Source organism: Pseudomonas synxantha BG33R (assembly GCF_000263715.2).
GTDB lineage: Bacteria > Pseudomonadota > Gammaproteobacteria > Pseudomonadales > Pseudomonadaceae > Aquipseudomonas > Aquipseudomonas synxantha_A.
The window spans coordinates 5,671,693-5,696,310 of record NZ_CM001514.1 but is presented as its reverse complement, the minus strand read 5'-3'; the positions used below and the strand labels follow the sequence as shown (position 1 = coordinate 5,696,310).

Sequence of the window (24,618 nt, the reverse complement as noted above, 5' to 3'; positions counted from 1 at the left end):
TTCAAGCCGCGAGCTGGAAGCTTAGAGACAAGCGGTCAGCCGCCAGGCCGGATGCCTGGCAGCGTTGGCTTGTCGCTGCCTTACTGCGATTTACGCACCCGCAAGTACCACTCGGAGAGCAGTCGTACCTGTTTGTCGGTGTAGCCGCGCTCGACCATTCGTGTGACGAAGTCGTTGTGTTTTTGCTGATCCTCCTTGCTGGCCTTGGCATTGAAGCTGATGACCGGCAGCAGATCCTCGGTGTTGGAGAACATTTTCTTTTCGATGACCACCCGCAGCTTCTCGTAGCTGAGCCAGGTGGGGTTCTTGCCATTGTTGTTGGCACGGGCGCGCAGTACGAAGTTGACGATTTCGTTGCGGAAATCCTTCGGATTGCTGATGCCGGCCGGTTTCTCGATTTTCTCAAGCTCTTCGTTGAGCGCCACGCGATTGAGGATTTCGCCGGTTTCCGGATCGCGGTACTCCTGGTCCTGAATCCAGAAGTCGGCGTACAGCACATAGCGGTCGAAGATGTTCTGACCGTACTCGCTGTAGGACTCCAGGTACGCGGTCTGGATTTCCTTGCCGATAAACTCGATGTAGCGCGGTGCCAGGTATTCCTTGAGGAAGCGCAGGTAGCGTTCGCGGGTTTCCGCCTGGAATTGCTCCTGTTCGATCTGCTGCTCCAGTACATACAGCAGATGCACCGGGTTGGCGGCGATCTCGTGGGGGTCGAAGTTGAAGACTTTGGACAGGATCTTGAACGCAAAGCGTGTCGACAGGCCATTCATGCCCTCATCGACGCCCGCTGTATCGCGATACTCCTGGATCGACTTGGCCTTGGGGTCGGTGTCCTTGAGGTTCTCGCCGTCATACACCCGCATTTTCGAATAGATATTCGAATTCTCCGGCTCCTTGAGGCGCGACAGTACGGTGAACTGGGCGAGCATCTTCAACGTGTCGGGTGCGCAGTGGGCCTTGGCCAGGGAGCTGTTGAAGAGCAGCTTGTCGTAAATCTTGATCTCATCGCTGACCCGCAGGCAGTACGGCACCTTGACGATATAGATCCGGTCGATGAAGGCTTCGTTGTTCTTGTTGTTGCGGAAGGTGTGCCATTCCGATTCGTTGGAGTGGGCCAGCAGGATCCCGGTGAACGGAATCGCGCCCAGGCCTTCGGTGCTGTTGTAGTTGCCTTCCTGGGTAGCGGTGAGCAGTGGGTGGAGCACCTTTATCGGCGCCTTGAACATCTCCACGAACTCCATCAAGCCCTGGTTGGCCCGGCACAGCGCGCCGGAGTAGCTGTAGGCGTCAGCGTCGTTCTGTGGGAATTCTTCGAGTTTGCGGATATCGACCTTGCCCACCAGTGCCGAAATATCCTGGTTGTTTTCGTCGCCCGGTTCGGTCTTGGCCACGCCGATCTGGTTGAGGATCGACGGGTAGAGTTTCACTACGCGGAATTGGCTGATATCACCGCCGAACTCGGCCAGGCGCTTGGTGGCCCAGGGCGACATGATGGTGTTGAGGTAGCGCCGCGGGATACCGAAGTCTTCTTCGAGAATCGCGCCATCTTCCGTGGCGTTGAACAGGCCCAGGGGCGACTCGAAGACCGGCGAGCCCTTGATCGCGTAGAAGGGCACCTTCTCGATCAACTGCTTGAGCTTTTCCGCCAGGGACGACTTGCCGCCGCCGACTGGCCCGAGCAGGTAAAGGATCTGTTTCTTCTCTTCCAGGCCTTGGGCGGCATGGCGGAAGTAGGAGACGATCTGGTCGATGCATTCTTCCATGCCATGGAAGTCTTCAAAGGCCGGATAGCGGCGGATCACCTTGTTGGAGAATATTCGCGACAGGCGCGAATTGTTGGCGGTTTCCACCAGCTCCGGCTCGCCGATCGCCAATAGCAGGCGTTCGGCGGCAGAGGCATATGTGCTGCGGTCCTGCTTGCACAGCTCGAGATACTCTTGAAGCGTGAGTTCTTCCTGCTGCGTGGACGCGAAGCGTTGTTGGAAGTGGCTAAAGATACTCATGACGTCGTCACCTCGCTCGATACGTGGAGCCGACGCCGGATCAATCAGCGGATGCTGGCAGTCATTGACGTACGCCAATGGCTGTTTTCCCCCCAGAACACCCTGAAACGCTACCGATGACCCGTACGCCGGTGTACCGGCTCTCCCCTGATTCGGATGGCCTGCGCTTAAGGATAGTTCGGAATCCGGGAGGTCAAGGCGCGATGCGCAATTAGTTTGGCTGCGCCGTTCGTCAGAAACGGCGCAAGCCCAAGCGTCACGCGGGGTAGCGGGGTGTGAAAAAAATTATTGCGAATCGCCTGAGGAAATTTCCGAGGGGTAAGTCGCACGCCACAGCTCAAAGCCGCCGTCCAGACTGTAGACATCGGAGAAGCCCTGGCTAATCAGGTAGGCGGCCGCGCTTTGGCTGGAGTTGCCGTGGTAGCACGCCACGATCAGCGGCGCATCGAGGTCGGCGGCGCGGATGAAGTCGGCGATGTTGACGTTGTCCAAATGCTTGGCACCACTGATGTGGGCCGCCGCGTAAGTAGGCTGGTCGCGGATATCGACAACCACTGCGCCTCGCTCGCGCAGCGCTTGGGCTTCTTGGGGAGGGATACGTTTGAATTCGGTCATGGCGGGCTCCTATGGTTTGGCGGCGGCCGGCTGGGTAATGGAAAGAGGGGATTCACACTGGCAGCCGAAGCGCTCGCCGGTGTCGATGTTCATCAGGGTCATGGCGCCGCCCCATACGCAGCCGGTGTCGAGGGCGAACACGCCGGGTTCGTCGCATTTGCCTTCCAGGGCGGCCCAGTGACCAAAGATGATCTTCGTATCACGGGTCTTGCGCTCCTTATGGGCGAACCATGGCTTGTAGCCGGGTAGCGCGGTGTCGGCGCCTTCCTTGCTCTTGAGGTCCAGCTTGCCTTCAGCGGTGCAGAAGCGCATCCGCGTAAAGTAGTTGGTGATCACGCGCAGGCGGGTTACGCCCGTGAGGTCGTTGTCCCACTTCACGGGTTCGTTGCCGTACATGCCGTCCAGGTAGGTGGTGTACAGGGTGTCATCGGCCAGTGCACTTTGGACTTCAGCGGCGCATTTGAGGGCTTTTTTCAGCGTCCACTGAGGTGGAATGCCTGCATGCACCAAGGCCATGTTGCGGCCCTCATCGTAGTGCATGAGTTTCTGCCGGCGCAGCCAGTCGAGCAACTCGGCGCGGTCCGGCGCTTCGAGGATTTCGCGCAGGGTGTCGCCCTTTTTCAGGCGCTCGATGTTATTGCCGGCCGCGAGCAGGTGCAGGTCGTGGTTGCCGAGTACGCATACCAGAGAGTCACGCAGGCTATAGAGATAGCGCAGGGTCTCCAGGGATTGCGGGCCTCGGTTGACGAGGTCGCCCACCAGCCAAAGGCGATCTTCTGTGGGGTTGAAGGCTACGCGCTCAAGCAGGCACTTGAGAGGTTCAAGGCAACCTTGCAGGTCGCCGACCGCGTACGTCGCCATCAGTGCAGGGCTCCAGGTACCGCGAGGCGGAAGGGCTCGATCGTTGCATCGAACAAGTGGCCGTCGGTAGCTTTCATCTGATACGAGCCCTGCATGGTGCCGACCTTCGAGGTCATCACCGTGCCGCTGCTGTAGGTGTGGCTGGCGCCGCTGTCGATCAGGGGTTGCTGGCCGACAACGCCAGCACCGCGCACTTCCTCGACCTGGCCGTCGCCATCGGTAATGACCCAGTGGCGCGATAGCAGCTTGGCCGGGACCAACCCGTTGTTTTTTACGGTGACGGTGTAGGCGAAGGCAAAGCGGTTCTGTTCGGGTTGCGATTGGTCCGCCAGGAAGCGGGTGACGACGCTGACGTCGATCTGATAGCGAGGATCGGACATGCAAGAGGCCTTAAAAGCAGAGGACAGCAGATGCGGGTCAGTCTAGGCCATGAGGTGGGCACTAGGCCAGATACGTGATCCAAATGTGGGAGGGGGCTTGCTCTCGATAGCGGTGTGTCAGTTGAAAATGTATCCACTGATACTCCCCTATCGGGAGCAAGCCCCCTCCCACGTTGGATTGCGTTGAGCCTTATCCTTCTGTCGGAGCAGGCTGGATCGCCAGTTGGTCAGCCAGGCGTACGAACGCGGCCAAGTCCAGCTGTTCGGGGCGCAGGCTGCCATCGACACCGGCGGCTTCGATTTCAGCGTTGCTCAGCAGGGCCTTGAGCGTGTTGCGCAGGGTCTTGCGGCGTTGGTTGAACGCTTCACGCACAACGCGCTCCAGCAGCTTGTGATCCTTGGCTGGGTGGGGCAGCACGGCATGCGGCACCAGGCGTACGATGGCTGAATCAACCTTCGGCGGCGGGTTGAACGCGCCCGGGCCGACGTTGAACAGGTGCTCCACGCGGCAATGATACTGGACCATGATCGACAAACGGCCCCAATCACCACCGCCAGGGCCTGCGGCCAGGCGCTCCACCACTTCCTTCTGCAGCATGAAGTGCATGTCGCGGATGATCCCGGCGTTGTTCAGCAGGTGAAAAATCAGCGGTGTGGAGATGTTGTACGGCAGGTTGCCCACCACCCGCAGGCTATTGGGGGCGGCATTCAGGCTATTGAAGTCGAACTTCAGCGCATCGCCCTGGTGCAGGTTGAAGTTGGGCTTGCCGGCGAACTGCTGGTTCAGGATCGGGATCAGGTCCTTGTCCAGTTCCACCACGTCCAGTTGCCCGCCGCTGGCCAGCAGGCCCTGGGTCAGCGCGCCCTGGCCCGGGCCGATTTCCAGCAGGCGGTCTTCTGGCTTGGCGTGGATGGAGCGCAGGATGCGATCGATGACACCCGCGTCGTGCAGGAAGTTTTGCCCGAAGCGCTTGCGCGCCCGGTGTTGGTAATGCTCAGTCATATACGGGTCTCGGCCATCTGATAGGCGGTTTCCAGGGCTACGTGCAGGCTGCCGGTATCGATCTTGCCGCTGCCCGCCAGGTCCAGGGCTGTGCCATGGTCGACGGAGGTGCGGATGATCGGCAGGCCCAGTGTCACGTTGACTGCAGCGCCGAAGCCTTTGTACTTCAGCACGGGCAGCCCCTGGTCGTGGTACATCGCCAGCACTGCGTCGCAGTGCTCCAGATATTTGGGGGTAAACAGAGTGTCTGCAGGCAATGGGCCACGCAGGTCCATGCCTTCTTGGCGCAGGCGCTCTAATGTCGGTTCAATGATGTCGATTTCTTCATGGCCCAAGTGGCCGCCTTCACCGGCATGGGGGTTTAGCCCGCAGACCAGGATACGCGGTCGGGCAATGCCGAATTTTTGTTGCAGGTCGTCATGCAGGATGCGCGTGACGCGCTCTATGCGCTCGGCGGTGATGGCGTCGGCAATATCGCGCAGTGGCAGATGTGTGGTCACCAGCGCAACACGCAGGCCACGGGTCGCCAGCATCATCACGACCTGTTCGGTATGGGTCAGCTCGGCGAGGAATTCGGTATGGCCGGAAAACGCGATGCCGGATTCGTTGATCACGCCTTTATGCACGGGCGCGGTGATCATGCCGGCAAAGTCGCCGTCGATGCAGCCTTGCCCGGCGCGTGTCAGGGTTTCCAGCACAAAGGCTGCATTGGCCTTGTTCAGTTGCCCGGCGACCACCTTTGCCTGTAAAGGGGTGTCCCATACATACAGGCTGCCGGCCGGGGCGGGCAGGTCCGGCCAATTGCCCGGTGCCACTTCCAGCAAGTTGACAGCCACGCCCAACTGCGCGGCCCGCTCAAGGAGCAGGTCGCGGCTGGTAATGGCAATCAGGGGGTGTGGCTGATGTTGCGAGGCGAGCAGCAGGCACAGGTCTGGACCAATGCCGGCCGGCTCGCCGGGTGTCACCGCGAAACGCTGGGGTTTCACTGGGCTGCCTGGTCGGTGCCTGTTTGCTCGGCGCCTGGCAGCTTGTTCTCTACGTAGGCTTCGTCGCGGATCTGACGCAACCAGGTTTGCAGCTCTTCGTCGTATTTGCGGTTACGCAGCACGGTGAGGGCTTGCTGCTCGCGGGCCTGGTTGGTGTTGTCGGTGGCGCGACGGCCAAGGACTTCCAGCACATGCCAGCCGTATTGAGTCTTGAACGGCTTGGACAATACGCCTTGCGGTGTGTCGGCCATGACCTGTTGGAACTCGGGCACCAGGGCTTTCGGGTCGATCCAGTTCAAGTCACCGCCGTTAAGGGCAGAACCCGGGTCTTCCGAGAAACTTTTGGCCAGGGTGGCGAAGTCTTCACCGCTTTCGATGCGGTCGTAGATCTTCTGCGCCAGTTCCTTGGTTTGTGCCTCGGTACGGATTTCGCTTGGTTTGACCAGGATGTGACGAACGTGCACTTCGTCTTTGAGCGAGGTCTCGCCGCCGCGCTTGCCCAGCAGCTTGAGGATGATGAAGCCACCTGGGGTACGTGCCGGTTTGGTGATGCCGCCGACTTCCATGGCGCTCAGCTCGCGATCGAACGGAGGCGGCAGCTGTGCGGCTTTACGCCAGCCCATGTCACCGCCGTCCAGTGCGTTATCGCTGCCGGAGACGGCAATGGCGGTCTGGGCAAAGTCAGCACCGGCTTTCAGGCGGTCATACACCGCTTGGGTCTTGGCTGCCGCGGCGTTCAGTTGCTCGGCGCTGGCGCTGTCTGGCGTCGGGATCAGGATATTGGCCAGGTGCAGCTCTTCGGAGAGCTGCATCTTGCCAAGGTCCGAAGCCAGGAAGTTCTTCACTTCCTGCTCCGATACCTGGACCCGCTCGGCCACACGGCGCTGGCGCACACGGCTGATGATCATCTCGCGCTTGATCTGGTCACGGGCGTCCTCATAGGACAAGCCGTCGTGGGCCAGCGCGGCGCGGAACTGGTCAATGCTCATGTTGTTGCGCTGAGCGATGGTGCCAACGGCCTGGTTCAGTTCTTCGTCCGAAATACGGATGCCGGAACGGTCGCCAATCTGCAGCTGCAGGTTTTCGACGATCAGACGCTCCAGTACCTGGGGTTCCAGGACGCTGGTCGGCGGCACACCACCGCCACGCTTGGCGATGGTTTGCTGAACTTCCTTGACCCGTTGGTCCAGCTGGCTTTGCATGATCACGTCGTTGTCGACAATGGCCGCTACTTTATCCAGCTGTTGAACCGCGGCGTGTGCCGAAACAGTACCCAGGAACAGCGCGCCCAGCACTAGCGGGCGCAAACACTCAGAAAGCTTTGTCTTCACGTTCACGATAACCTTCAATGCCTTTGTCGAGGAAGCTCTCTACCTTGGCGCCGGTCAGGCCGCCGAGTCCTTTGAGGACGATCTGGAAGAAGAGCCCGTGGTCACCCTTTTCGTTAAGAGGGGCGATCTGGCTGTATTCGTCGTTGGAAACCCAATAGCGGTTGATGACGCGCAGTTTCCAGCAGCAGTTGTCGTACTCGAAACCACCGAAGGCTTCCAGGGTGCGGTTGCGGGCATAGTCATACTGCCAGCGGGTGATCAGGTTCCACTGAGGAATGATCGGCCACATCATCGAGAAGTCGTGTTGCTGGATTTTGTAGTAATCCTTCACGTAGTTCGGATCACTTGGTTGGCCGTAATCACCACCAAACTGCCATTTGCCGGTCAGCTGGTTGTAGACCACCTGGTCGTTGCGATAGCGATAGCCGAGGTTGACGACCTTGTTCGGGTTGTCTTCCGGCTGGTAGTGGAACATCGCGCTGCCCGAACGAGGGGCGTGGCTTTCCGGGTCCCAGTTGTAATCGGCTGTTGCACGCCAATCGCGGTTGAAGCGGAACGCGTATTCCAGAGCGATAGGCGAGACGTTTGAGCGTGCATCGTCGCGATCAGCGGCCAATACACCCGGCAGTTGGACTTCGCGATCCTTGAAGTAGACAGCCTGACCGACGGAAACACGCTGGCGTTCAAAGCCGTTTTCTTCGATCCAGCGGCTGGTTACGCCCAGGGAAAGCTTATTCTCATCACCGATCCTGTCTGACCCGCTGAAACGATTATCGCGGAACAGGGAGGAGTAGCTGAACGAGTACTCACCTGTATCGAAGACCGGGATATCGCTTTGATCTTTGTTTGGTACGTAAAGATAGAAGGCGCGAGGCTCAAGGGTCTGGTTGTAGTCCTTGCCGAACCAATTGGTGGTGCGGTCAAAGTAGAGACCGCTGTCGATGCTGGCGATCGGGACTGCACGATCTTGTGAACTTTTGAACACGCCGCCGGCGTAAGGAGCTGCACCAGGCTGAGCAGCAGCCAGTTGCGCGGCGATAATGTCATTCTTGCCTTTGCTATCAAGATCAAGATCATATTTGGTGTAGACGTACTTGAGTTTCGGCGTAATGAAGCCATAGCTCCAGTTCATCGGGTACTCGACAGCGGGGGCCGCGTTCAGACGGGTACCGTTTGCACGGGTCAGGCCGCTTACGTAGTTATCCAGGCGTCGTTCACCGATAGTGCCATCTGAGTTGAACGGCCCGCCGTCTTCATTGACCACATTTCCGTTTCTGAGGTCCCGATCGAATCTTACGGCTTCAGTCTCGTAGGAGAAGTTGAGCCCACCCGGGTGATACGGCAGTTGACCATTGAAGGTGATCTGCGGCAAACGGTCATACGGAGTGATCTGCGAAATCGTCGCCAATTGATACGACTGCAGATTCACGCGAGCTTGATAGCTGTCACCACGGTAGGTCACCGAGCCTTGCTGATTCAGGTAGTCCTGGCTCTCAACGCCTTCCTGATACGACTTCAAGTCCTGGAAGTAGAAAGGATCACTGATCTTGGTGTAATCGACCTGAGTCGTCAGACGCGAATCCAACCCACCCTTATGCTGCCAATTGAGCATATAACGGGTTTTTTCGTAATCGGTCTGCTTCTTCCGCTCGTCGCTATCATCGTTGAGATACGCCCCACCAAACTGCCCTTCACTCGACTTGGTCAGGTAGCGGAATTCGCCCTCCATCAACAAACCGCGCTTGGTCATGTACTGCGGGTACAACGTGGCATCGTAGTTAGGTGCCAGGTTGAAGTAGTACGGCGTCACCAGCGTAAAGCCAGTCTCGCCACCGGTGCTGAAGCTTGGCGGCAGGAAGCCGGATTGACGACGGTCGTCGATCGGGAAGTAGATATACGGGGTATACAGGATCGGGATGTTCTTGACCCGCAACGTCGCGTTGGTAGCCGTACCGAAACCGGTGGCCGGGTTCAACGTGATGTTGTTGCCCTTGAGCTGCCAGGCGTTGCTGTCCGGCTCGCAGGTGGTGTACGTACCGTCCTTGAGACGGATGATCGCGTTCTCGGCACGCTTGGCGTACAGGGCGTTACCGCGAATGCGCGACTTGTGCATCACGTATTCGGCGTTGTCGATCTGGGCGGCGCCGGTGTCGAGCTGGACCTGGGCATGGTCGCCCACGATCAGCGCGCCGTTGTCGCGCAGTCGCACTTTGCCGTTCAGCTCGCCACGGTTCTCGGCCTGGTACAGGCTGGCTTCGTCCGCTTCAAGCTGCATGCTGCCCTGGCGCATGACCACGTCACCGGCCAGGGTGGCGACCTGCTGTTCCTGTTCGTAACGCGAGGCCTTGGCACCGATGAAGGTCGGCGCATCGCTCTTGTCCGTCTTGTCGTTCATGCCAGGACGAGTCGGCTCGATGTAGGCACCGCCGCAGTAAGGGCCGGTCTCGGCCAGCTGCGCTGCAGTCAGCTTGTCGCGAGGCACCCAGTCCAGGTGGCTGTAGTCGGCGCTGCGCGAGCGCAGGCCACGGCCCTTGGATTCGGTGACCAGCACAGTCTTGGGCTCGGCGTCGACGCTGCCGCCAGCCTTGCCTTGCGGCGTGCCGTTGGCCGAGCTGACGGCAGAACCGTCATGCACCGGGCGCGGTGGCAATGGGGCTGCGGCGGTCTTCGGCGCGCAATCCCAGGCACCCGAAGCAGAGACTGAGCAGTCATACTGTTCCGCGGCGACCACGAATGAGGTGGCGAAAGGTTGCAAGGCCAGCAGACTGCCGGTTACCAGCAACGGAAATTTTCTACGAAACGCGGGGGATTTCAATGCCATCTTATTAGTCCGGGCTTCCTGCGTGCCATCTGCCCGCGGTTTGGGCCGCACGCCTCTCGATGGTCTGAAAAAGATGCGTGATAATAAAGCATGCCCCGCTTGACGGCTAGCGCCGTCGGAGACCCTTGTAATGCCCGAGCAAGATCTACGTTTACAACAGCTGGAAGTCTGGCTGGATGAGCAGTTGCCGATCCTCTTCAACGCTCAGGACTGGGGCCCCGTACCCCCGGCCACATTGACCGCGGCCAGCAGCGACGCGAGTTTCAGGCGTTACTTCCGGTGGGAGGGCGGTGCCCATACGTTCGTCGTAATGGACGCGCCTCCCCCCCAGGAAAACTGCAAACCTTTCGTCGATATCGCGCATTTACTGGCGAAATCAGGAATAAATGTGCCAAAAATTTATGCAGAAGACTTGCCTCGTGGCTTTCTTTTGCTCAATGACCTGGGCAGAAAAACCTATCTGGACGTGATTGACGCTGAAAATGCCGATCAATTATTTGCCGACGCCATCGATGCGCTGCTGGCTTTCCAGCAATTGCCGATGGACGCACCATTGCCCAGCTACGACGCGGCCTTGTTGCGTCGCGAGCTGGAGTTGTTCCCGGAATGGTATGTGCGCCGTCACCTGGGGATCGACTTCGACGCTGAGCAACACGCCCTCTGGCAACGCGTCAGCGAAAAATTGATCGACAGTGCCCTGGCGCAGCCCAAGGTGCTGGTGCATCGCGACTATATGCCGCGCAACCTGATGATCAGTGAGCCGAACCCCGGCGTACTGGATTTTCAAGATGCAGTCTACGGCCCGGTGACTTATGACATTACCTGCCTGTTCAAAGACGCCTTCCTCAGTTGGCCCCAGTCGCGTGTGCGTGAATGGCAGCACGGCTACTGGCAGCGCACCGGGCAGTTGGGGATCCCGGTGCAGGACGACTTCGAAGACTTTCTGCGCGCCAGCGACCTGATGGGCGTGCAGCGTCATCTCAAGGTCATCGGTATTTTTTCGCGTATTTGCCACCGTGACGGCAAACCGCGCTACCTGGCCGACGTGCCGCGTTTCTTTGCTTATATAGACGCGGTGCTCGCCGACCGACCCGAGTTGAGCGAACTGAGCGAACTGCTCGCCAGCCTGCGCCAGCCCACCGAGGCCATTGTATGAAGGCAATGATCCTGGCAGCGGGAAAGGGCGAGCGCATGCGTCCGCTTACCCTGCATACGCCCAAGCCGCTGGTGCAAGCCGGCGGCAAACGTCTGATCGAGTATCACCTTGAAGCTTTGGCGAAAGCCGGTTTCACCGACATCGTGATCAACCATGCATGGCTTGGCCAGCAGATTGAAAACTACTTGGGTGACGGCGCCCAGTTCGGGCTGCGCATCCGCTACTCGCCGGAGGGTGAGCCGCTGGAAACGGGGGGCGGGATATTCCAGGCGTTGCCGCTGCTGGGGGATGACCCCTTCCTGGTGGTCAATGGCGATATCTGGACTGACTACGATTTCACCCGCCTCAGGCAGCCGATCCTGGGCCTGGCGCACTTGGTGATGGTCGACAACCCTGAGCACCACCCGTCGGGCGGGGATTTCTACCTGGATAAAGGTCTGCTTCATGATGCCGCGCCCGGTGCCGATAACCTGACCTTCAGTGGCATTTCAGTGCTCGACCCCAAATTGTTCGCGGGTTGCAGCGCCGGTGCCTTCAAGTTGGCCCCGCTGTTGCGTGCGGCCATGGCTAAAGGTCTGGTAACGGGGGAGCACATGACGGGACGCTGGGTGGATGTCGGGACGCTGGAGCGTCTGGCGCAAGTCGAAACCTTGCTGACAGCGGAGCAGTAGGATGTTGTGGCCAGGGACGCTGATCGGCGCCGGGGCTGGCTTTGCCATTGCCAGTATTCCGGGGGCCTTGTTGGGTGCATTGCTGGGGCAGGCGCTGGATCGTCGTCTGCAACTGCACAGTTGGGCGCAGTTGCGCGAACGCCTGGGCGGGCGCCCGGCGTTGCGCAACGACGAGCTGTTGTTTGTGCTGTTGGGGCGGTTGGCCAAGAGTAACGGCCGGGTTGTGGATGGGCATATCCAGCAGGCGCGTCAGGAGATGCATGCGTTGGATATGTCCGAGCCGGCCCAGCGTCGCGCTATCAGCGCCTTCAACCGAGGCAAGTCTGGCAGCGACCGTGTGCGCAGCTACCTGCGTGTACTCAAGGCGCAACCCCATGCGGCGGAAGGCGTGCTACGTGCCTGTTGGCGCATGGCCTGGGCGGACGGACGGGCGGATGACGCCGAGCGCGACCTGATCGACCTGTGGGGCAAATGGCTGGGCTGGACGCCGCAACAACTCCAGGCACTGGCAACCGATTACGCGCCGCAGCGCAAACCGCTGGCCAATCGTGGCGGAGCCTATCAGGAGGCGTTGCGGGTCCTGGGTGTGACGGCGACCACTGAGCCCTCGGTGATCAAGCGTGCCTACCGTCGCCTCCTCAGCCGCCACCACCCGGACAAGGTCGCCGGCACGGGCGCCAGCCCCGCACAAGTGCGTGAAGCCACCGAGCGTACCCGGGAGCTGCATAACGCTTATGCATTGATTCGCGAGCGTCGGGATTTTCGCTGAGGCTGTCGGCCTGAGAGTCCCCTCCCACATTGTTTCTGCAACAGGTTCGAAGACATGATCAGTCTGCGCCGCCCTGCGGGCTGAGCCACCCGCGAACCCGCCGATACAACTGTTCCTGCTCTGCTGCGCTATTGCCGGGCAACGCCGTGAGCGACACCTGCTTGTAACCGTCATTCTTCGAACGCTTGGCCGCCTGGATACGCTCCTGCGCGTTTTTGCGTTCCTGAGGGGCGTCTTGATAAAACACATCCGCCGTGGGCACCTTCAAGCTCGGCGCGAGTTGTTGCAGGTCCGGTTGGCGAGCTGCCGGCGTCTTCCCGGCCACCATGATCAGCTTCTGCACCTGGGATGGCTGTTTCTCGCTCAGGTAACGTGCAGCCCACCAGGCGCCGGTGCCGTGGCCGAGCAGCACCACGCTGCGGGCGCTTTGGGTTTGGGCGAAGGCGACGGCGGCGTCGATGCGGTCGAAGATGCGCTTGGCGTCGGTCTTGTCCTGTTCATCCGCATCCGGCACCACCGCCGGATCAGTGCCTTCGGCCTCGGCGCTGGCGGCCTGTTCGACAGGTTTGGCGGCCGTGCTGCCGTCCTTGCTGCTGGTGTCGACCGCAGCTTTTGGCGGTTCGATGACCCGTGGCGGCAAGGTGTCTACATTTACGTCCGGCAGTGACAGGCTCAAGGTGCCCCAGGCCGCATCCGGCAACTTGCGCCGCAAGGGGGCGATTGCTTGCGGCCAATCGGCGTTCTCCCCGGCGCCCGGTACGATAATCACCACACCTTCGGCCTCTGCGCCGTTGGCGGGTTTCCACAGGGCCAGGAACGAATCGCTACCGGCTTGCAGCTGTTGTTGTTCCGGTTGCGGAATCTGGCGCTCCAGAGCGCTGGCTTGCGACTGGCTGCGTTCGGGCAGGGGTTGGCGCTCAGCTGGTTTTTCGGCAGCGGGCGCGGGCGCGTCGGCGGCCTGAGCAGGCAGGGCGCTGGCGCATAGTAGCGACAGGCACAACGTTGGCAGTGCCGAACGGTGGAGAAAAAGCATCGTTAATTTCCGGCCATAAGTGATGTGAGCAGCCTAATGGGTTGGTCAGTATTTGTCAGTGATGTGGGGCGTGGTTTTCTGCCAGCAGGTTATCGGCGATGACCATTCAACCAGTGAATGGCAGACAACACGCGATGGGCAGCTATTCTTGTGCCAGCCCATCATTCATAAGAGGCCGCGCACATGAGTACTTCCTCATTCAAGATCGCCCATAAACTGCTGACCGGCGCGGGCGCCATCGAGCAATTGGCCGCGGAACTGACCCGGCTGGATGTGGATAACCCGCTGATCGTCACCGATGCGGCTCTGGTCAAGTCTGGCACCGTGGCCCTGGCCCTCGAACAGCTGGGCGATCGTGCTTACGAAATCTTCGATCGCGTACTGCCCGATCCGGAAATCGCCATCGTTGAAGACTGCATGCGTGCGTACCGCGAAGGCGGGCATGACGGCCTCATTGGTGTGGGCGGCGGCAGCGCTATTGACATCGCCAAGAGCGTGGCGGCGTATGCCGGTTATCACGGTGCGCTGGCGGATTTGTTCGGCGTAGATCAGGTGCCGCGCAAGGGCCCGCCGCTGATCGCCATTCCGACCACGGCGGGCACGGGTTCGGAGGTGACCAATGTGGCGATCCTCTCCGACAAGGCCGCACAGCTGAAAAAAGGCATCGTCAGCGACTACCTGCTGCCGGATGTCGCGCTGATCAGCCCGCAAATGACCCTGACCTGCCCGCGCAGTGTCACCGCCGCCAGTGGTGTGGACGCCTTGGTGCATGCCATCGAATCCTACCTGTCACTGAACGCCTCGCCGATCACCGACGCTCTGGCCATCGGCGCGATCAAGCTGATCGCCAACGCGCTGCCCAAGGCTTACGCCAACCCGGCCAACCTGCAGGCCCGTGATGACATGGCTACTGCCAGCCTCATGGCCGGCATGGCATTCGGGAATGCCGGAGTCGGTGCCGTGCATGCGCTGGCGTATCCGCTGGGCGGGCGTTTCAATATTGCCCATGGTGTGAGCAATGCGCTGTTGCTGCCGTACGTCATGCATTGGAACAAGCTGGCCTGCGTCGAACGTATGCAAGATATTGCCCAAGCCATGGGCGTGAACGTGACGGGCTTGAGTGTCAGCGAGGCTGCCGACCGCGCGGTGGAGGCGATGACGCGACTGTGCGCCGCCGTCGAGATTCCCGCAGGGCTGCGCAGTTTCGGGGTGCCCGAGGACGCCATTGCCTCCATGGCCACGGAAGCTGCGGGTATCGAGCGCCTGATGCGCAATAACCCGCGTCAGCTCAGTGCGGCCGATATCGAGAAAATCTACCGGGCGGCTTACTAACCGTTGAGTTAGGTCACGGTGCGCGCAGCAAAGCATGAGGTATACAATGCGCGCCATCGTGATTTAGCTCAAAAAAGGTGCGTCATGCAGCCCTTCGTCATTGCTCCATCGATTCTCTCCGCCGACTTCGCCCGCCTGGGTGAGGAAGTGGACAAGGTGTTGGCCGCGGGTGCCGACTTCGTGCACTTCGATGTCATGGACAACCACTACGTACCCAACCTGACCATAGGCCCGATGGTCTGCGCAGCGCTGCGCAAATACGGCATCACCGCGCCGATCGACGCCCACCTGATGGTCAGCCCCGTGGACCGCATCATCGGTGACTTCATCGAGGCCGGCGCGACCTACATTACCTTCCACCCGGAAGCCACGCTGCACGTCGACCGCACCCTGCAACTGATCCGCGAAGGCGGCTGCAAGGCGGGCCTGGTGTTCAACCCGGCCACTCCGCTGAACGTGCTTGAGTACGTGATGGACAAGGTCGACATGGTGCTGCTGATGAGCGTCAACCCAGGTTTCGGCGGGCAGAAGTTCATCCCGGGCACCCTGAACAAGCTGCGTGAAGCGCGAGCGCTGATCGACGCCTCAGGGCGCGATATCCGCCTAGAGATCGACGGCGGGGTCAACGTCAACAATATTCGTGAAATCGCTGCCGCCGGCGCCGATACCTTCGTGGCAGGCTCGGCGATCTTCAACGCACCGGACTACCAGGCCGTCATCGACACGATGCGTGCCGAACTGGCGCTGACGCGTCCATGAGCGGCTTCGAGCAGCTGTTCCCCGGCAAGCTGCCACGGCTGGTGATGTTCGATCTGGACGGTACGCTGATCGACTCGGTGCCTGACCTGGCAGCGGCGGTGGACCAGATGCTGCTCAAACTGGGGCGCAAGCCGGCGGGGATCGAGTCGGTGCGCGAGTGGGTCGGCAACGGCGCGCCGATGCTGGTGCGCCGGGCCCTGGCCAACAATATCGACGCTTCGGGTGTCGATGAGGTGGAAGCCGAGCACGCTCTGGAACTGTTCAATGTCGCGTACGAAAACGGCCACGAACTCACCGTGGTCTACCCCGGCGTGCGTGACACTCTCAAATGGCTGAGCAAGCAGGGCGTGGAAATGGCCTTGATCACCAACAAGCCGGAGCGCTTTGTCGCGCCGCTGTTGGACCAGATGAAAATCGGCCGTTATTTTCGCTGGATCATCGGTGGCGATACCTTGCCGCAGAAGAAGCCTGACCCGGCCGCACTGTTCTTTGTGATGAAAATGGCGAATATCCCGGCGTCCCAGTCGTTGTTTGTCGGCGATTCGCGCAGTGATGTACTGGCGGCAAAAGCTGCAGGCGTGCAGTGCGTAGCCTTGAGCTACGGCTACAACCACGGGCGCCCGATTGCCGAAGAGTCGCCGGCGCTGGTGATTGATGATCTGCGCCTGCTAATCCCCGGTTGCCTGGGAGCGGGCGCTGAGATAACGTTGCCCGACATTGATCCGTCCCCTTCTGGAAACGCCATCGTGGTGGTCACTCGCAAACTCTGGATGAAAGTCATCAAGGCCCTGGCCCGCTGGCGTTGGCGCGCCTGACTGATTCTCGCCGCGCTGCGGCACGTTTGCCTACCTGACCGTTTGACCCTCAAGCCACGAGGCTCCCCCATGATCCGTGAAGAATTCCTGCGTTTGGCCGCTGCCGGCTATAACCGTATTCCCCTGGCCTGCGAAACCCTGGCCGACTTCGACACGCCATTGTCGATTTATCTGAAGCTTGCCGATGCGCCCAACTCTTACCTGCTCGAATCGGTACAGGGCGGCGAGAAATGGGGCCGTTACTCGATCATCGGCCTGCCATGCCGCACGGTGCTGCGCGTGCACGACCATCATGTCAGCATCACCCACGATGGCGTAGAGATCGAAAGCCATGACGTTGAAGACCCGCTGGCCTTCGTCGAAGCGTTCAAGGCGCGCTATAACGTACCGACCATTGCCGGCCTGCCGCGTTTCAACGGTGGCCTGGTGGGGTATTTCGGCTATGACTGTGTGCGCTATGTGGAAAAGCGTCTTGGGAAATGCCCGAACCCAGACCCATTGGGTGTGCCGGACATTTTGCTGATGGTCTCCGACGCGGTCGTGGTGTTCGACAACCTTGCCGGCAAGATGCATGCGATTGTGCTTGCCGACCCTGCTCAAGCGGATGCCTTCGAGCAAGGCCAGGCCAGTCTGCAGGCGCTGCTGGAAAAACTCCGCCAGCCGATCACCCCGCGTCGCGGCCTCGACCTGAGCCGCCCACCCGCGGCCGACCCGGTGTTTCGCTCCAGCTTTACGCAGGATGACTACGAGCGCGCAGTCGATACCATCAAGCAATACATCCTCGCCGGTGACTGCATGCAAGTGGTGCCGTCGCAACGCATGTCCATCGACTTCAAGGCCGCGCCGATCGACCTGTACCGTGCGCTGCGGTGCTTCAACCCGACGCCGTATATGTACTTCTTCAACTTTGGCGACTTCCACGTGGTGGGCAGCTCGCCGGAAGTGCTGGTGCGTGTCGAAGATAACCTGATCACCGTACGCCCGATTGCCGGCACACGCCCACGTGGCGCGACCGAAGAGGCAGACTTGGCGCTGGAAGAAGACCTGCTCAGCGATGACAAGGAAATCGCCGAGCACCTGATGCTGATCGACCTGGGGCGCAATGACACCGGGCGTGTTTCAGAAATCGGTTCGGTGAAGTTGACCGAGAAGATGGTCATCGAGCGCTACTCCAACGTGATGCACATCGTGTCCAACGTGACTGGCGAACTGAAGGCCGGGCTGACGGCGATGGATGCACTGCGCGCGATTTTGCCGGCGGGCACCTTGTCGGGCGCACCGAAAATCCGTGCGATGGAAATCATCGACGAACTGGAGCCGGTCAAGCGTGGCGTGTATGGCGGTGCCGTCGGTTACTTCGCCTGGAACGGCAATATGGACACTGCGATCGCGATCCGCACCGCGGTGATCAAGGATGGCGAACTGCATGTACAGGCCGGTGGCGGGATTGTGGCGGACTCGGTGCCGGCCCTTGAGTGGGAAGAAACCTTGAACAAGCGCCGGGCGATGTTCCGTGCTGTGGCGCTGGCAGAGCAAACTCCACAAGACTAAAGCTGGAATAAAAAGTGTGGGAGCGGGCTTGCCCGCGATGGCGGTGTATCACTCGAGATATTCAGTGACTGATCCACCGCCATCGCAGGCAAGCCAGCTCCCACATTTGTTTTGCGTGGTATTTAGAAATCCAGACTCACCCCCACATTGACCCCTTGCTGGGTTAGGTTGTCATCCTTCCTCACGTTATATGCCGCCCGCAACGCCAGCTCCTGAGTCAGTTTGTGGCTGACCCCAAGGCTCAAACGGTCAGAGTTGCTGCGAGGCGTGTAGCCGTCCAGCTTGAAGTCGATCCCCTGAACACTGTTGAGCGAAATGTTCACCTTCTGGGTGTCATTTTCGAACTCATGCTCGTGGGCCACTTCGCCAAATACCTGGGTTTGCGGGGTGATGCGGTAGCTACCTTGCAGGCCGACGCCCAGGCGCCTGGAGTCGCGTTGTTGGTCATCAAAGGTCAGTGCGGTGGAGCGACTGTTTTTCTCCGAGTAGCCATTCACTTCGACGCGTGCGTAATCGGCGCTGACGAAGGGTGACAGGTGCCAATCGCTACCCGGTGCAGCAAGGTCGTAACCCAAGCGAGCGCTCAAGGCCCAGAGCCAGCCGTCGGTGTCGCCTTTCTCGGACGCTTCGTTGACGCCCAGGGCGAACTTGCGTTTGAGGCTGTCGAAGTCCAGCTTGCCACCCGTTAACGCGGCGTCGGCCCACCATTGATTGTGCTGATATTGCGCGAATGCCGTGCCCATGTAGCTGTTGAGCTTGTAGTCCGAGTCGCTGGCCCCGGCTTCGAGTGTCTGCCGGTACAGGCCGGCTGCAACGCCCACACGCCAATCGTCATCAAGCCGGTAGCTGCCACCGATATTCAGGTTATAGCCGCTGCCGTCACCACTGGCTGAACTGCTCTGATCATCGAAGTCCAGGCGCTGGCCGCCACCGGCCACGATTGCGCGCCATTGGCCGACGGCTTGCCAGTGGCCGTTGTCTGCTTGCCATTGGTTGCGTAGTTCGTCCTGATGGGCGCGCAACGTGCCTTGGGCCATTTCCGGCAGCAAGGTCAGCTCCCAGGGCGCTGCGAGCAGCGAATAGGCATAGTCGGCGATCAACTGTTGCCCGGCTACGGTGGGGTGGACCGAGTCGTTGTAGACCAGCTTGGTCGGGTCCGGGTTGGTGCCGCCGATGCCATAGACCGGGTTGGCGGTGCAGCTGTTGCCGCTGAAGCAGGTGCCGGTCAGGTTTTGCCCGGTTGCGAGGCCGAAGCGCGCAGGATCGGCGAAGGCTTCGTTCAATAGCAGCGGGATGTTCAGTGGAATAACCTGGGCATCGATTTGTGACAGACGCTGTACCAACGATTGGTTGAAAATATTGCTCAGGGCAGAGGTTGCGGCCTGCTGTGGGGTGCCGTTGATGGCTGGCGTCAGCCCCAGGTCGGGCAGCATCCACACCATGATGTAACGCGCACCGGCTTGCTGCAGCACTTGGGCACTGTCGGCCAGTCTCCCACCTGCGGCGACTGCTTGCGCGGGGCTGAGCACGCGGCCCTGAAGGAAGTCATTGCCACCACCGGAGAGGAAGTAGAGCGCGTTCGGGTCGGCTCGCCCGCCATTAGCCGGTAGATAGCCCTGGCGACGGCGCAATACTGTGCCACCGCCAGGATTTCCGGGTGGGATCGCGGCGTTGGAAACCGAGGTAATAGAGTCCAGGATGTTATCGGTGCGGTAGCCACCGACCGCCCAGTTGCTTCCGTCTGGCAAGCCTTGGGCCGCCCGAACCGGTGAGGTGGAGGCATTCAAGTCGTTGGGGGCCACACCCAGTTTGGTGCCCAACAGGGTTGATGAAACCAGGCCGTACTCACCCTGGAAGCTTGGACCTGTCCGGTTGGTAAAACGTAGTGTCGAGCCATTCGAACCGTCGGGGAACTGGCCTGCATCGGCCAGGCTATCGCCAAAAACCACCATGGTTGAATAAGGCGTCGGGGCGCCAAAGGCTTGGGTGCAGGCCAGTGCCAAGAGGCAGCCGGCAAGGGGTGTGAAAAACGCTGGTTTGAGCATGAGAATTCCATTTGGTTGTTTTTATGCAGGAAACAAAACACTAGCAAAACTTCCGGCATTTTCTGTAGGTATATGCGGAATGCGCCTACGCGGGGCCCCGTATTTGCTGCTCCATATTGCACCGCTGGCGAGGCTACGTTACTGTGCCTGAACGTATGAATGAGACCCTCCCCGTGTTGATCATCAGCAAACTCTTGATGCGAGTAGTCAAGGCACACGCCCGTTGGCGTTGGCGCGCCTGACATTTTTCTCTGCCGGCCCGGCCGGACCTGTACCGATCTGCCTTCTTCACCCTGTGTCTGACGCCCCTTGCCGGCCAACCCCGGCAACCGGAACGTGCGTTTGGCAGCGGGTTACTCTCCTGGAAGGCGGTCATTTGAAATCAGTGAATTCAAGAGGTTTGAACCCACATGTTGCTGATGATTGATAACTACGATTCCTTTACCTACAACGTTGTGCAGTACTTGGGCGAGCTGGGTGCGGACGTCAAGGTGGTGCGCAATGATGAACTCACCGTTGCGCAAATCGCCGCCCTGAACCCTGAGCGCATTGTGGTTTCGCCTGGCCCTTGCACGCCGACCGAGGCGGGTATCTCGCTGGAAGCCATCCAGTATTTCGCCGGCAAACTGCCGATCCTGGGCGTGTGCCTGGGTCACCAGTCCATTGGTCAGGCGTTTGGCGGCGATGTGGTGCGTGCGCGTCAGGTGATGCATGGCAAGACCAGCCCGGTGTTCCATAAGGACCTTGGTGTATTCCGAGGCCTGAACATGCCGGTGACGGTGACCCGTTACCACTCGCTGGTGGTCAAGCGTGACACCTTGCCTGAATGCCTGGAACTGACCGCCTGGACCCAGTTGGAAGACGGTTCGGTCGACGAGATCATGGGCCTGCGTCACAAGACACTGAACATCGAAGGGGTGCAGTTTCACCCTGAATCAATCCTGACCGAGCAGGGCTACGAGCTGTTCGCCAACTTTCTCAAGCAGAGCGGCGGCACGCGCTAAGGACTTTTCATGGATATCAAGACTGCCCTGAGCCGTATCGTCGGCCATCTGGACCTGAGCACCGCTGAAATGAGCGATGTGATGCGCGAAATCATGACCGGTCAATGCACCGACGCGCAGATCGGCGCCTTTATGATGGCAATGCGCATGAAGAGCGAGAGCATCGACGAAATCGTCGGCGCGGTCTCGGTGATGCGTGAGCTGGCGGACAAGGTTGAGCTCAAGACCCTCGACGGCGTCGTCGATGTGGTCGGCACCGGCGGTGACGGTGCGAATATTTTCAACGTCTCTACAGCTTCATCCTTCGTGGTGGCCGCCGCTGGTTGCACCGTTGCCAAGCACGGTAACCGCGCGGTGTCCGGCAAGAGCGGCAGTGCCGACTTGCTGGAAGCGGCCGGCATCTATCTGAACCTCACGCCTGTGCAAGTCGCGCGCTGTATCGACAGCGTTGGCATCGGCTTCATGTTTGCCCAATCCCATCACGGCGCCATGAAACACGCGGCCGGCCCGCGCAAAGACCTTGGCCTGCGTACCCTGTTCAACATGCTTGGCCCGCTTACGAATCCGGCCGGTGTGAAGCATCAGGTGGTGGGAGTGTTCAGCCAGGCATTGTGCCGGCCGCTGGCCGAAGTCTTGCAGCGTTTGGGCAGCAAGCATGTGCTGGTAGTGCATTCCAAAGACGGCCTGGACGAGTTCAGCCTGGCGGCGCCGACCTTTGTTGCAGAGCTGAAAAACGACGAGGTCACCGAATACTGGGTCGAGCCTGAAGACTTGGGCATGAAAAGCCAGAGTTTGCACGGCCTGGCAGTGGAAAGCCCGGCGGCTTCGCTGGAACTGATTCGCGATGCCCTGGGGCGTCGCAAAACCGAAAACGGCCAGAAAGCTGCGGAAATGATCGTTCTGAATGCTGGCGCGGCACTTTACGCAGCCGACCATGCCTATAGTCTTAAGGAAGGTGTCGCGTTGGCCCACGATGCGCTGCACACCGGTCTGGCTCGAGAGAAGCTCGAAGAGCTGGGTGCATTCACTGCCGTATTCAAGATGGAGAATGAGGGATGAGTGTGCCAACCGTTCTGGAAAAGATTCTGGCCCGCAAGGCCGAGGAAGTGGCCGAACGCCGCGCCCGTGTGAGCCTGGCTGAGCTTGAGGCGCAAGCTAAAACCGCGGATGCGCCGCGTGGCTTTGCCAATGCTCTGATCGCCCAGGCCAAGCTCAAGCAACCGGCAGTGATCGCCGAGGTCAAGAAAGCCTCGCCGAGCAAAGGCGTGATCCGCGAAAACTTCGTACCAGCTGAAATCGCCGTCAGCTATGAGAAGGGCGGGGCGACTTGTCTGTCTGTGTTGACCGATATCGACTACTTCCAGGGTTCGGACCTATTCCTGCAACAAGCTCGCGCTGCCTGCAAGTTGCCGGTGATCCGCAAGGATTTCATGGTTGACCCGTACCAGATCGTCGAAGCCCGTGCTCTGGGCGCCGACTGCGTATTGCTGATCGTCTCGGCGCTGGATGACGTGAAGATGGCGGAGTTGGCAGCCGTGGCCAAAAGCGTCGGCCTGGATGTGTTGGTTGAAGTGCATGACGGCGATGAGCTGGAGCGCGCATTGAAAACCCTCGACACCCCGCTGGTGGGGGTCAATAACCGTAACCTGCATACCTTTGAAGTCAGCCTGGAAAATACCCTGGATCTGTTGCCGCGTATTCCTCGCAACCGCCTGGTGATTACCGAGAGTGGCATCGTCAACCGTGCCGATGTGGAACTGATGGAAATCAGCGGCGTTTACTCATTCCTGGTGGGCGAGACATTTATGCGCGCCGAGAACCCGGGAGCGGAACTGCAGCGCCTGTTCTTTCCGGAGCGCGGTACGACGATCAGCAGTTCGACATTGGATTGATGTGAAATACGCTCGAAACTGTGGGAGCAGGCAAGCCAGCTCCCACATTGGGTTTTGTGTTTATTCAGATAGGTAGATGTTCGATGCTCCAGCCCGTGATCATGACTGTCGAAGCAGGCCTTGCCGCCGAGCAAGCCCTATTGGCAGCCGTTTGCGCGCAAGAGCAGGAATTCGGGCTGCTGTTCTGGCAGCCCAGCGACCAAGCGCTCGTCATGCCGCGCCGTTTGAGCCGGCTGCCTGCCTTCGCGGTGGCGAGCCAAGTCTCGGCCGATCCGGGTTGGCCGGTATTGCTGCGTGAAACCGGTGGTGAGCCTGTGCCGCAGTCCGGCGCCACGGTCAATATCGCCCTGGTCTATGCCCCGCCCCGTAGCGAAGGCGACCACGGGCGCATCGAGACGGGTTATCAGCGCTTGTGCCAACCGATCTGTGATCTATTGATTGAATTGGGCGGCGATGCATCCGTCGGCGAAATTGACGGTGCCTTTTGCGACGGTCGTTACAACGTCAATCTCAATGGCCGCAAAATGGTGGGCACGGCCCAGCGTTGGCGACAAAGCGGTGGCCGCCCGGTCGGGTTGGTGCATGGGGCGATGTTGCTGGAGAACGATCGTGAGGAGTTGATTGCGGCGGTCAACCGCTTCAATCAAGCCTGTGGCTTGGAGCAGCGGGTTCGCGCCGAGAGCCATATCGCGCTGCACGAAGCCTTTCCCGCACCGGATGCGATCAATCGGCTCGATACCTTGTACCGTCAGATGCTGGCCAGCTTCCTGCCGGTTTAACGGGTGCCGAATACCACCATCGTCTTGCCTTTGACGTGTACCAGGTTGCGCTCTTCCAAGTCCTTGAGCACGCGGCCGACCATTTCCCTCGAACAACCGACAATGCGCCCGATCTCCTGGCGGGTGACCTTGATTTGCATGCCGTCGGGATGGGTCATGGCATCGGGTTGCTTGCACAACTCCAACAGGCAACGCGCCACGCGACCGGTCACATCGAAGAACGCCAGGTCGCCGACTTTGCGCGTAGTGTCGCGCAGGCGCTGGGCGATCTGGCCGCTCAGGGCGTACAGGATATCCGGATCATGCTGGGCCAATTCGCGAAATTTCGCATAGCTGATCTCGGCCACTTCGCACTCGACTTTGGTTCGGACCCAGGCGCTACGCTCCTGTTCTTTGCCTGCTTGTTCAAACAACCCCAGCTCTCCGAAGAAATCGCCGGTGTTGAGGTAGGCAATGATCATTTCGCGACCGTCTTCATCTTCGATCAGGATGGTGACCGAGCCCTTGATAATGAAGAACAGGGTTTCCGAGCGCTCGCCGGCGCAGATGATGTTGTGCTTGGCCGGATGACGCCGACGCTGACAATGCATCAACAGCTTGTCGAGGTTCTTGATCTTGGGTGTGGGAGTAAGAGCAACCATGGTTGTATCCCGAAAAGACTGCACGGTGTAAGTGGCGTTGTTTTTATCCAGCGGCATCGGCATTGATGCAGGCTGTGAGAATCATGGCAATGCGCCATTGATTTGGCGCCAGCTTACCAGACACATTCTGCCTCGATTAGCCAATTTACCGGCAAACGCAGTCATTTATCG

At 60.0% G+C, this 24,618-nt stretch carries 22 protein-coding genes; 11 read left to right on the top strand and 11 right to left on the bottom strand.

The genetic code is table 11. The annotated features are described in order from the left end of the window. Positions 1–80: 80 nt before the first annotated feature. From PSEBG33_RS02670 to PSEBG33_RS02705, 8 genes are all read right to left on the bottom strand, one after another. Positions 81–2,003 (bottom strand): PrkA family serine protein kinase, encoded by a 1,923-nt coding sequence (locus PSEBG33_RS02670; protein WP_003194732.1) that lies wholly within the window; start codon positions 2,001–2,003, stop codon positions 81–83. A gap of 285 nt (positions 2,004–2,288) precedes the next feature. Continuing rightward, on the bottom strand, positions 2,289–2,618 hold the full coding sequence (gene glpE / locus PSEBG33_RS02675) for a thiosulfate sulfurtransferase GlpE (RefSeq protein ID WP_005792053.1): 330 nt from the start codon (positions 2,616–2,618) through the stop codon (positions 2,289–2,291). A gap of 9 nt (positions 2,619–2,627) precedes the next feature. Beyond that, the gene (locus tag PSEBG33_RS02680; protein WP_005792051.1) at positions 2,628–3,479 is read right to left on the bottom strand and encodes a symmetrical bis(5'-nucleosyl)-tetraphosphatase; all 852 of its coding nucleotides are present in this window, start codon (positions 3,477–3,479) and stop codon (positions 2,628–2,630) included. Continuing rightward, positions 3,479–3,859, bottom strand: coding sequence for a Co2+/Mg2+ efflux protein ApaG (gene apaG / locus PSEBG33_RS02685; RefSeq protein ID WP_005792049.1), 381 nt, complete (start codon positions 3,857–3,859; stop codon positions 3,479–3,481). Before apaG ends, PSEBG33_RS02680 begins: the two co-directional genes overlap by 1 nt. A gap of 190 nt (positions 3,860–4,049) precedes the next feature. Next, the gene (rsmA, locus tag PSEBG33_RS02690) at positions 4,050–4,862 is read right to left on the bottom strand and encodes a 16S rRNA (adenine(1518)-N(6)/adenine(1519)-N(6))-dimethyltransferase RsmA (RefSeq protein WP_005792048.1); all 813 of its coding nucleotides are present in this window, start codon (positions 4,860–4,862) and stop codon (positions 4,050–4,052) included. Then, complete coding sequence (gene pdxA, locus PSEBG33_RS02695; RefSeq protein WP_005792047.1) at positions 4,859–5,848, bottom strand: 4-hydroxythreonine-4-phosphate dehydrogenase PdxA; 990 nt, start codon at positions 5,846–5,848, stop codon at positions 4,859–4,861. The genes rsmA and pdxA overlap by 4 nt, the downstream gene beginning before the upstream one ends. Beyond that, the gene (locus PSEBG33_RS02700) at positions 5,845–7,179 is read right to left on the bottom strand and encodes a peptidylprolyl isomerase (protein ID WP_157264239.1); all 1,335 of its coding nucleotides are present in this window, start codon (positions 7,177–7,179) and stop codon (positions 5,845–5,847) included. Before PSEBG33_RS02700 ends, pdxA begins: the two co-directional genes overlap by 4 nt. Further along, positions 7,160–10,000: an LPS-assembly protein LptD gene (locus tag PSEBG33_RS02705; protein WP_005792045.1), complete on the bottom strand. Its 2,841-nt coding sequence runs from the start codon at positions 9,998–10,000 to the stop codon at positions 7,160–7,162. The genes PSEBG33_RS02700 and PSEBG33_RS02705 overlap by 20 nt, the downstream gene beginning before the upstream one ends. Positions 10,001–10,130: 130 nt before the next feature. Between PSEBG33_RS02705 and PSEBG33_RS02710 the strand changes: the two genes are divergently transcribed. Genes PSEBG33_RS02710 through PSEBG33_RS02720 form a run of 3 tightly spaced genes read left to right on the top strand, consistent with a single transcriptional unit; the run spans position 10,131 to position 12,596 of the window. Continuing rightward, on the top strand, positions 10,131–11,156 hold the full coding sequence (locus tag PSEBG33_RS02710) for an aminoglycoside phosphotransferase family protein (protein WP_005792043.1): 1,026 nt from the start codon (positions 10,131–10,133) through the stop codon (positions 11,154–11,156). Then, positions 11,153–11,827 carry an N-acetylmuramate alpha-1-phosphate uridylyltransferase MurU gene (gene murU, locus PSEBG33_RS02715; protein ID WP_005792041.1) on the top strand — a complete coding sequence of 225 codons (675 nt, stop codon included), beginning with the start codon at positions 11,153–11,155 and terminating at the stop codon, positions 11,825–11,827. The genes PSEBG33_RS02710 and murU overlap by 4 nt, the downstream gene beginning before the upstream one ends. A gap of 1 nt (position 11,828) precedes the next feature. Continuing rightward, positions 11,829–12,596, top strand: coding sequence for a TerB family tellurite resistance protein (locus PSEBG33_RS02720; RefSeq protein ID WP_005792040.1), 768 nt, complete (start codon positions 11,829–11,831; stop codon positions 12,594–12,596). A 58-nt stretch (positions 12,597–12,654) separates the two neighbouring features. On the opposite strand, the gene PSEBG33_RS02725 is transcribed toward PSEBG33_RS02720, so the two are convergent. After that, positions 12,655–13,629: an alpha/beta hydrolase family protein gene (locus PSEBG33_RS02725; protein WP_005792035.1), complete on the bottom strand. Its 975-nt coding sequence runs from the start codon at positions 13,627–13,629 to the stop codon at positions 12,655–12,657. A gap of 183 nt (positions 13,630–13,812) precedes the next feature. Between PSEBG33_RS02725 and PSEBG33_RS02730 the strand changes: the two genes are divergently transcribed. From PSEBG33_RS02730 to trpE, 4 genes are all read left to right on the top strand, one after another. Then, entirely contained in the window at positions 13,813–14,961 is a 1,149-nt protein-coding gene (locus PSEBG33_RS02730; RefSeq protein WP_005792033.1) for an iron-containing alcohol dehydrogenase, read from the top strand. 84 nt (positions 14,962–15,045) lie between these two features. Then, positions 15,046–15,720 carry a ribulose-phosphate 3-epimerase gene (rpe, locus tag PSEBG33_RS02735; protein ID WP_005792031.1) on the top strand — a complete coding sequence of 225 codons (675 nt, stop codon included), beginning with the start codon at positions 15,046–15,048 and terminating at the stop codon, positions 15,718–15,720. Further along, positions 15,717–16,535 carry a phosphoglycolate phosphatase gene (locus PSEBG33_RS02740; RefSeq protein WP_005792030.1) on the top strand — a complete coding sequence of 273 codons (819 nt, stop codon included), beginning with the start codon at positions 15,717–15,719 and terminating at the stop codon, positions 16,533–16,535. The genes rpe and PSEBG33_RS02740 overlap by 4 nt, the downstream gene beginning before the upstream one ends. Positions 16,536–16,604: 69 nt before the next feature. Continuing rightward, a complete protein-coding gene (trpE, locus tag PSEBG33_RS02745; protein ID WP_005792028.1) occupies positions 16,605–18,086 on the top strand; it encodes an anthranilate synthase component I in 1,482 nt (493 codons plus the stop codon). Positions 18,087–18,208: 122 nt separating this feature from the next. Here the strand turns inward: trpE and estP are convergent, their stop codons facing one another. After that, complete coding sequence (estP, locus tag PSEBG33_RS02750; protein WP_005792027.1) at positions 18,209–20,131, bottom strand: esterase EstP; 1,923 nt, start codon at positions 20,129–20,131, stop codon at positions 18,209–18,211. Positions 20,132–20,541: 410 nt separating this feature from the next. Here estP and PSEBG33_RS02755 point away from each other — a divergent pair, with 410 nt between their 5' ends. From PSEBG33_RS02755 to PSEBG33_RS02770, 4 genes are all read left to right on the top strand, one after another. After that, positions 20,542–21,135 (top strand): aminodeoxychorismate/anthranilate synthase component II, encoded by a 594-nt coding sequence (locus tag PSEBG33_RS02755; RefSeq protein WP_005792025.1) that lies wholly within the window; start codon positions 20,542–20,544, stop codon positions 21,133–21,135. A gap of 9 nt (positions 21,136–21,144) precedes the next feature. Beyond that, entirely contained in the window at positions 21,145–22,194 is a 1,050-nt protein-coding gene (gene trpD, locus PSEBG33_RS02760) for an anthranilate phosphoribosyltransferase (protein ID WP_003194694.1), read from the top strand. After that, complete coding sequence (gene trpC, locus PSEBG33_RS02765) at positions 22,191–23,027, top strand: indole-3-glycerol phosphate synthase TrpC (protein WP_005792024.1); 837 nt, start codon at positions 22,191–22,193, stop codon at positions 23,025–23,027. Before trpD ends, trpC begins: the two co-directional genes overlap by 4 nt. An 83-nt stretch (positions 23,028–23,110) precedes the next feature. After that, positions 23,111–23,806, top strand: a complete 696-nt coding sequence (locus tag PSEBG33_RS02770) for a lipoyl protein ligase domain-containing protein (protein WP_005792022.1) — start codon at positions 23,111–23,113, stop codon at positions 23,804–23,806. Here the strand turns inward: PSEBG33_RS02770 and crp are convergent. Further along, positions 23,803–24,447 (bottom strand): cAMP-activated global transcriptional regulator CRP, encoded by a 645-nt coding sequence (gene crp, locus PSEBG33_RS02775; RefSeq protein WP_005792020.1) that lies wholly within the window; start codon positions 24,445–24,447, stop codon positions 23,803–23,805. The genes PSEBG33_RS02770 and crp overlap by 4 nt on opposite strands. Positions 24,448–24,618 lie beyond the last annotated feature (171 nt).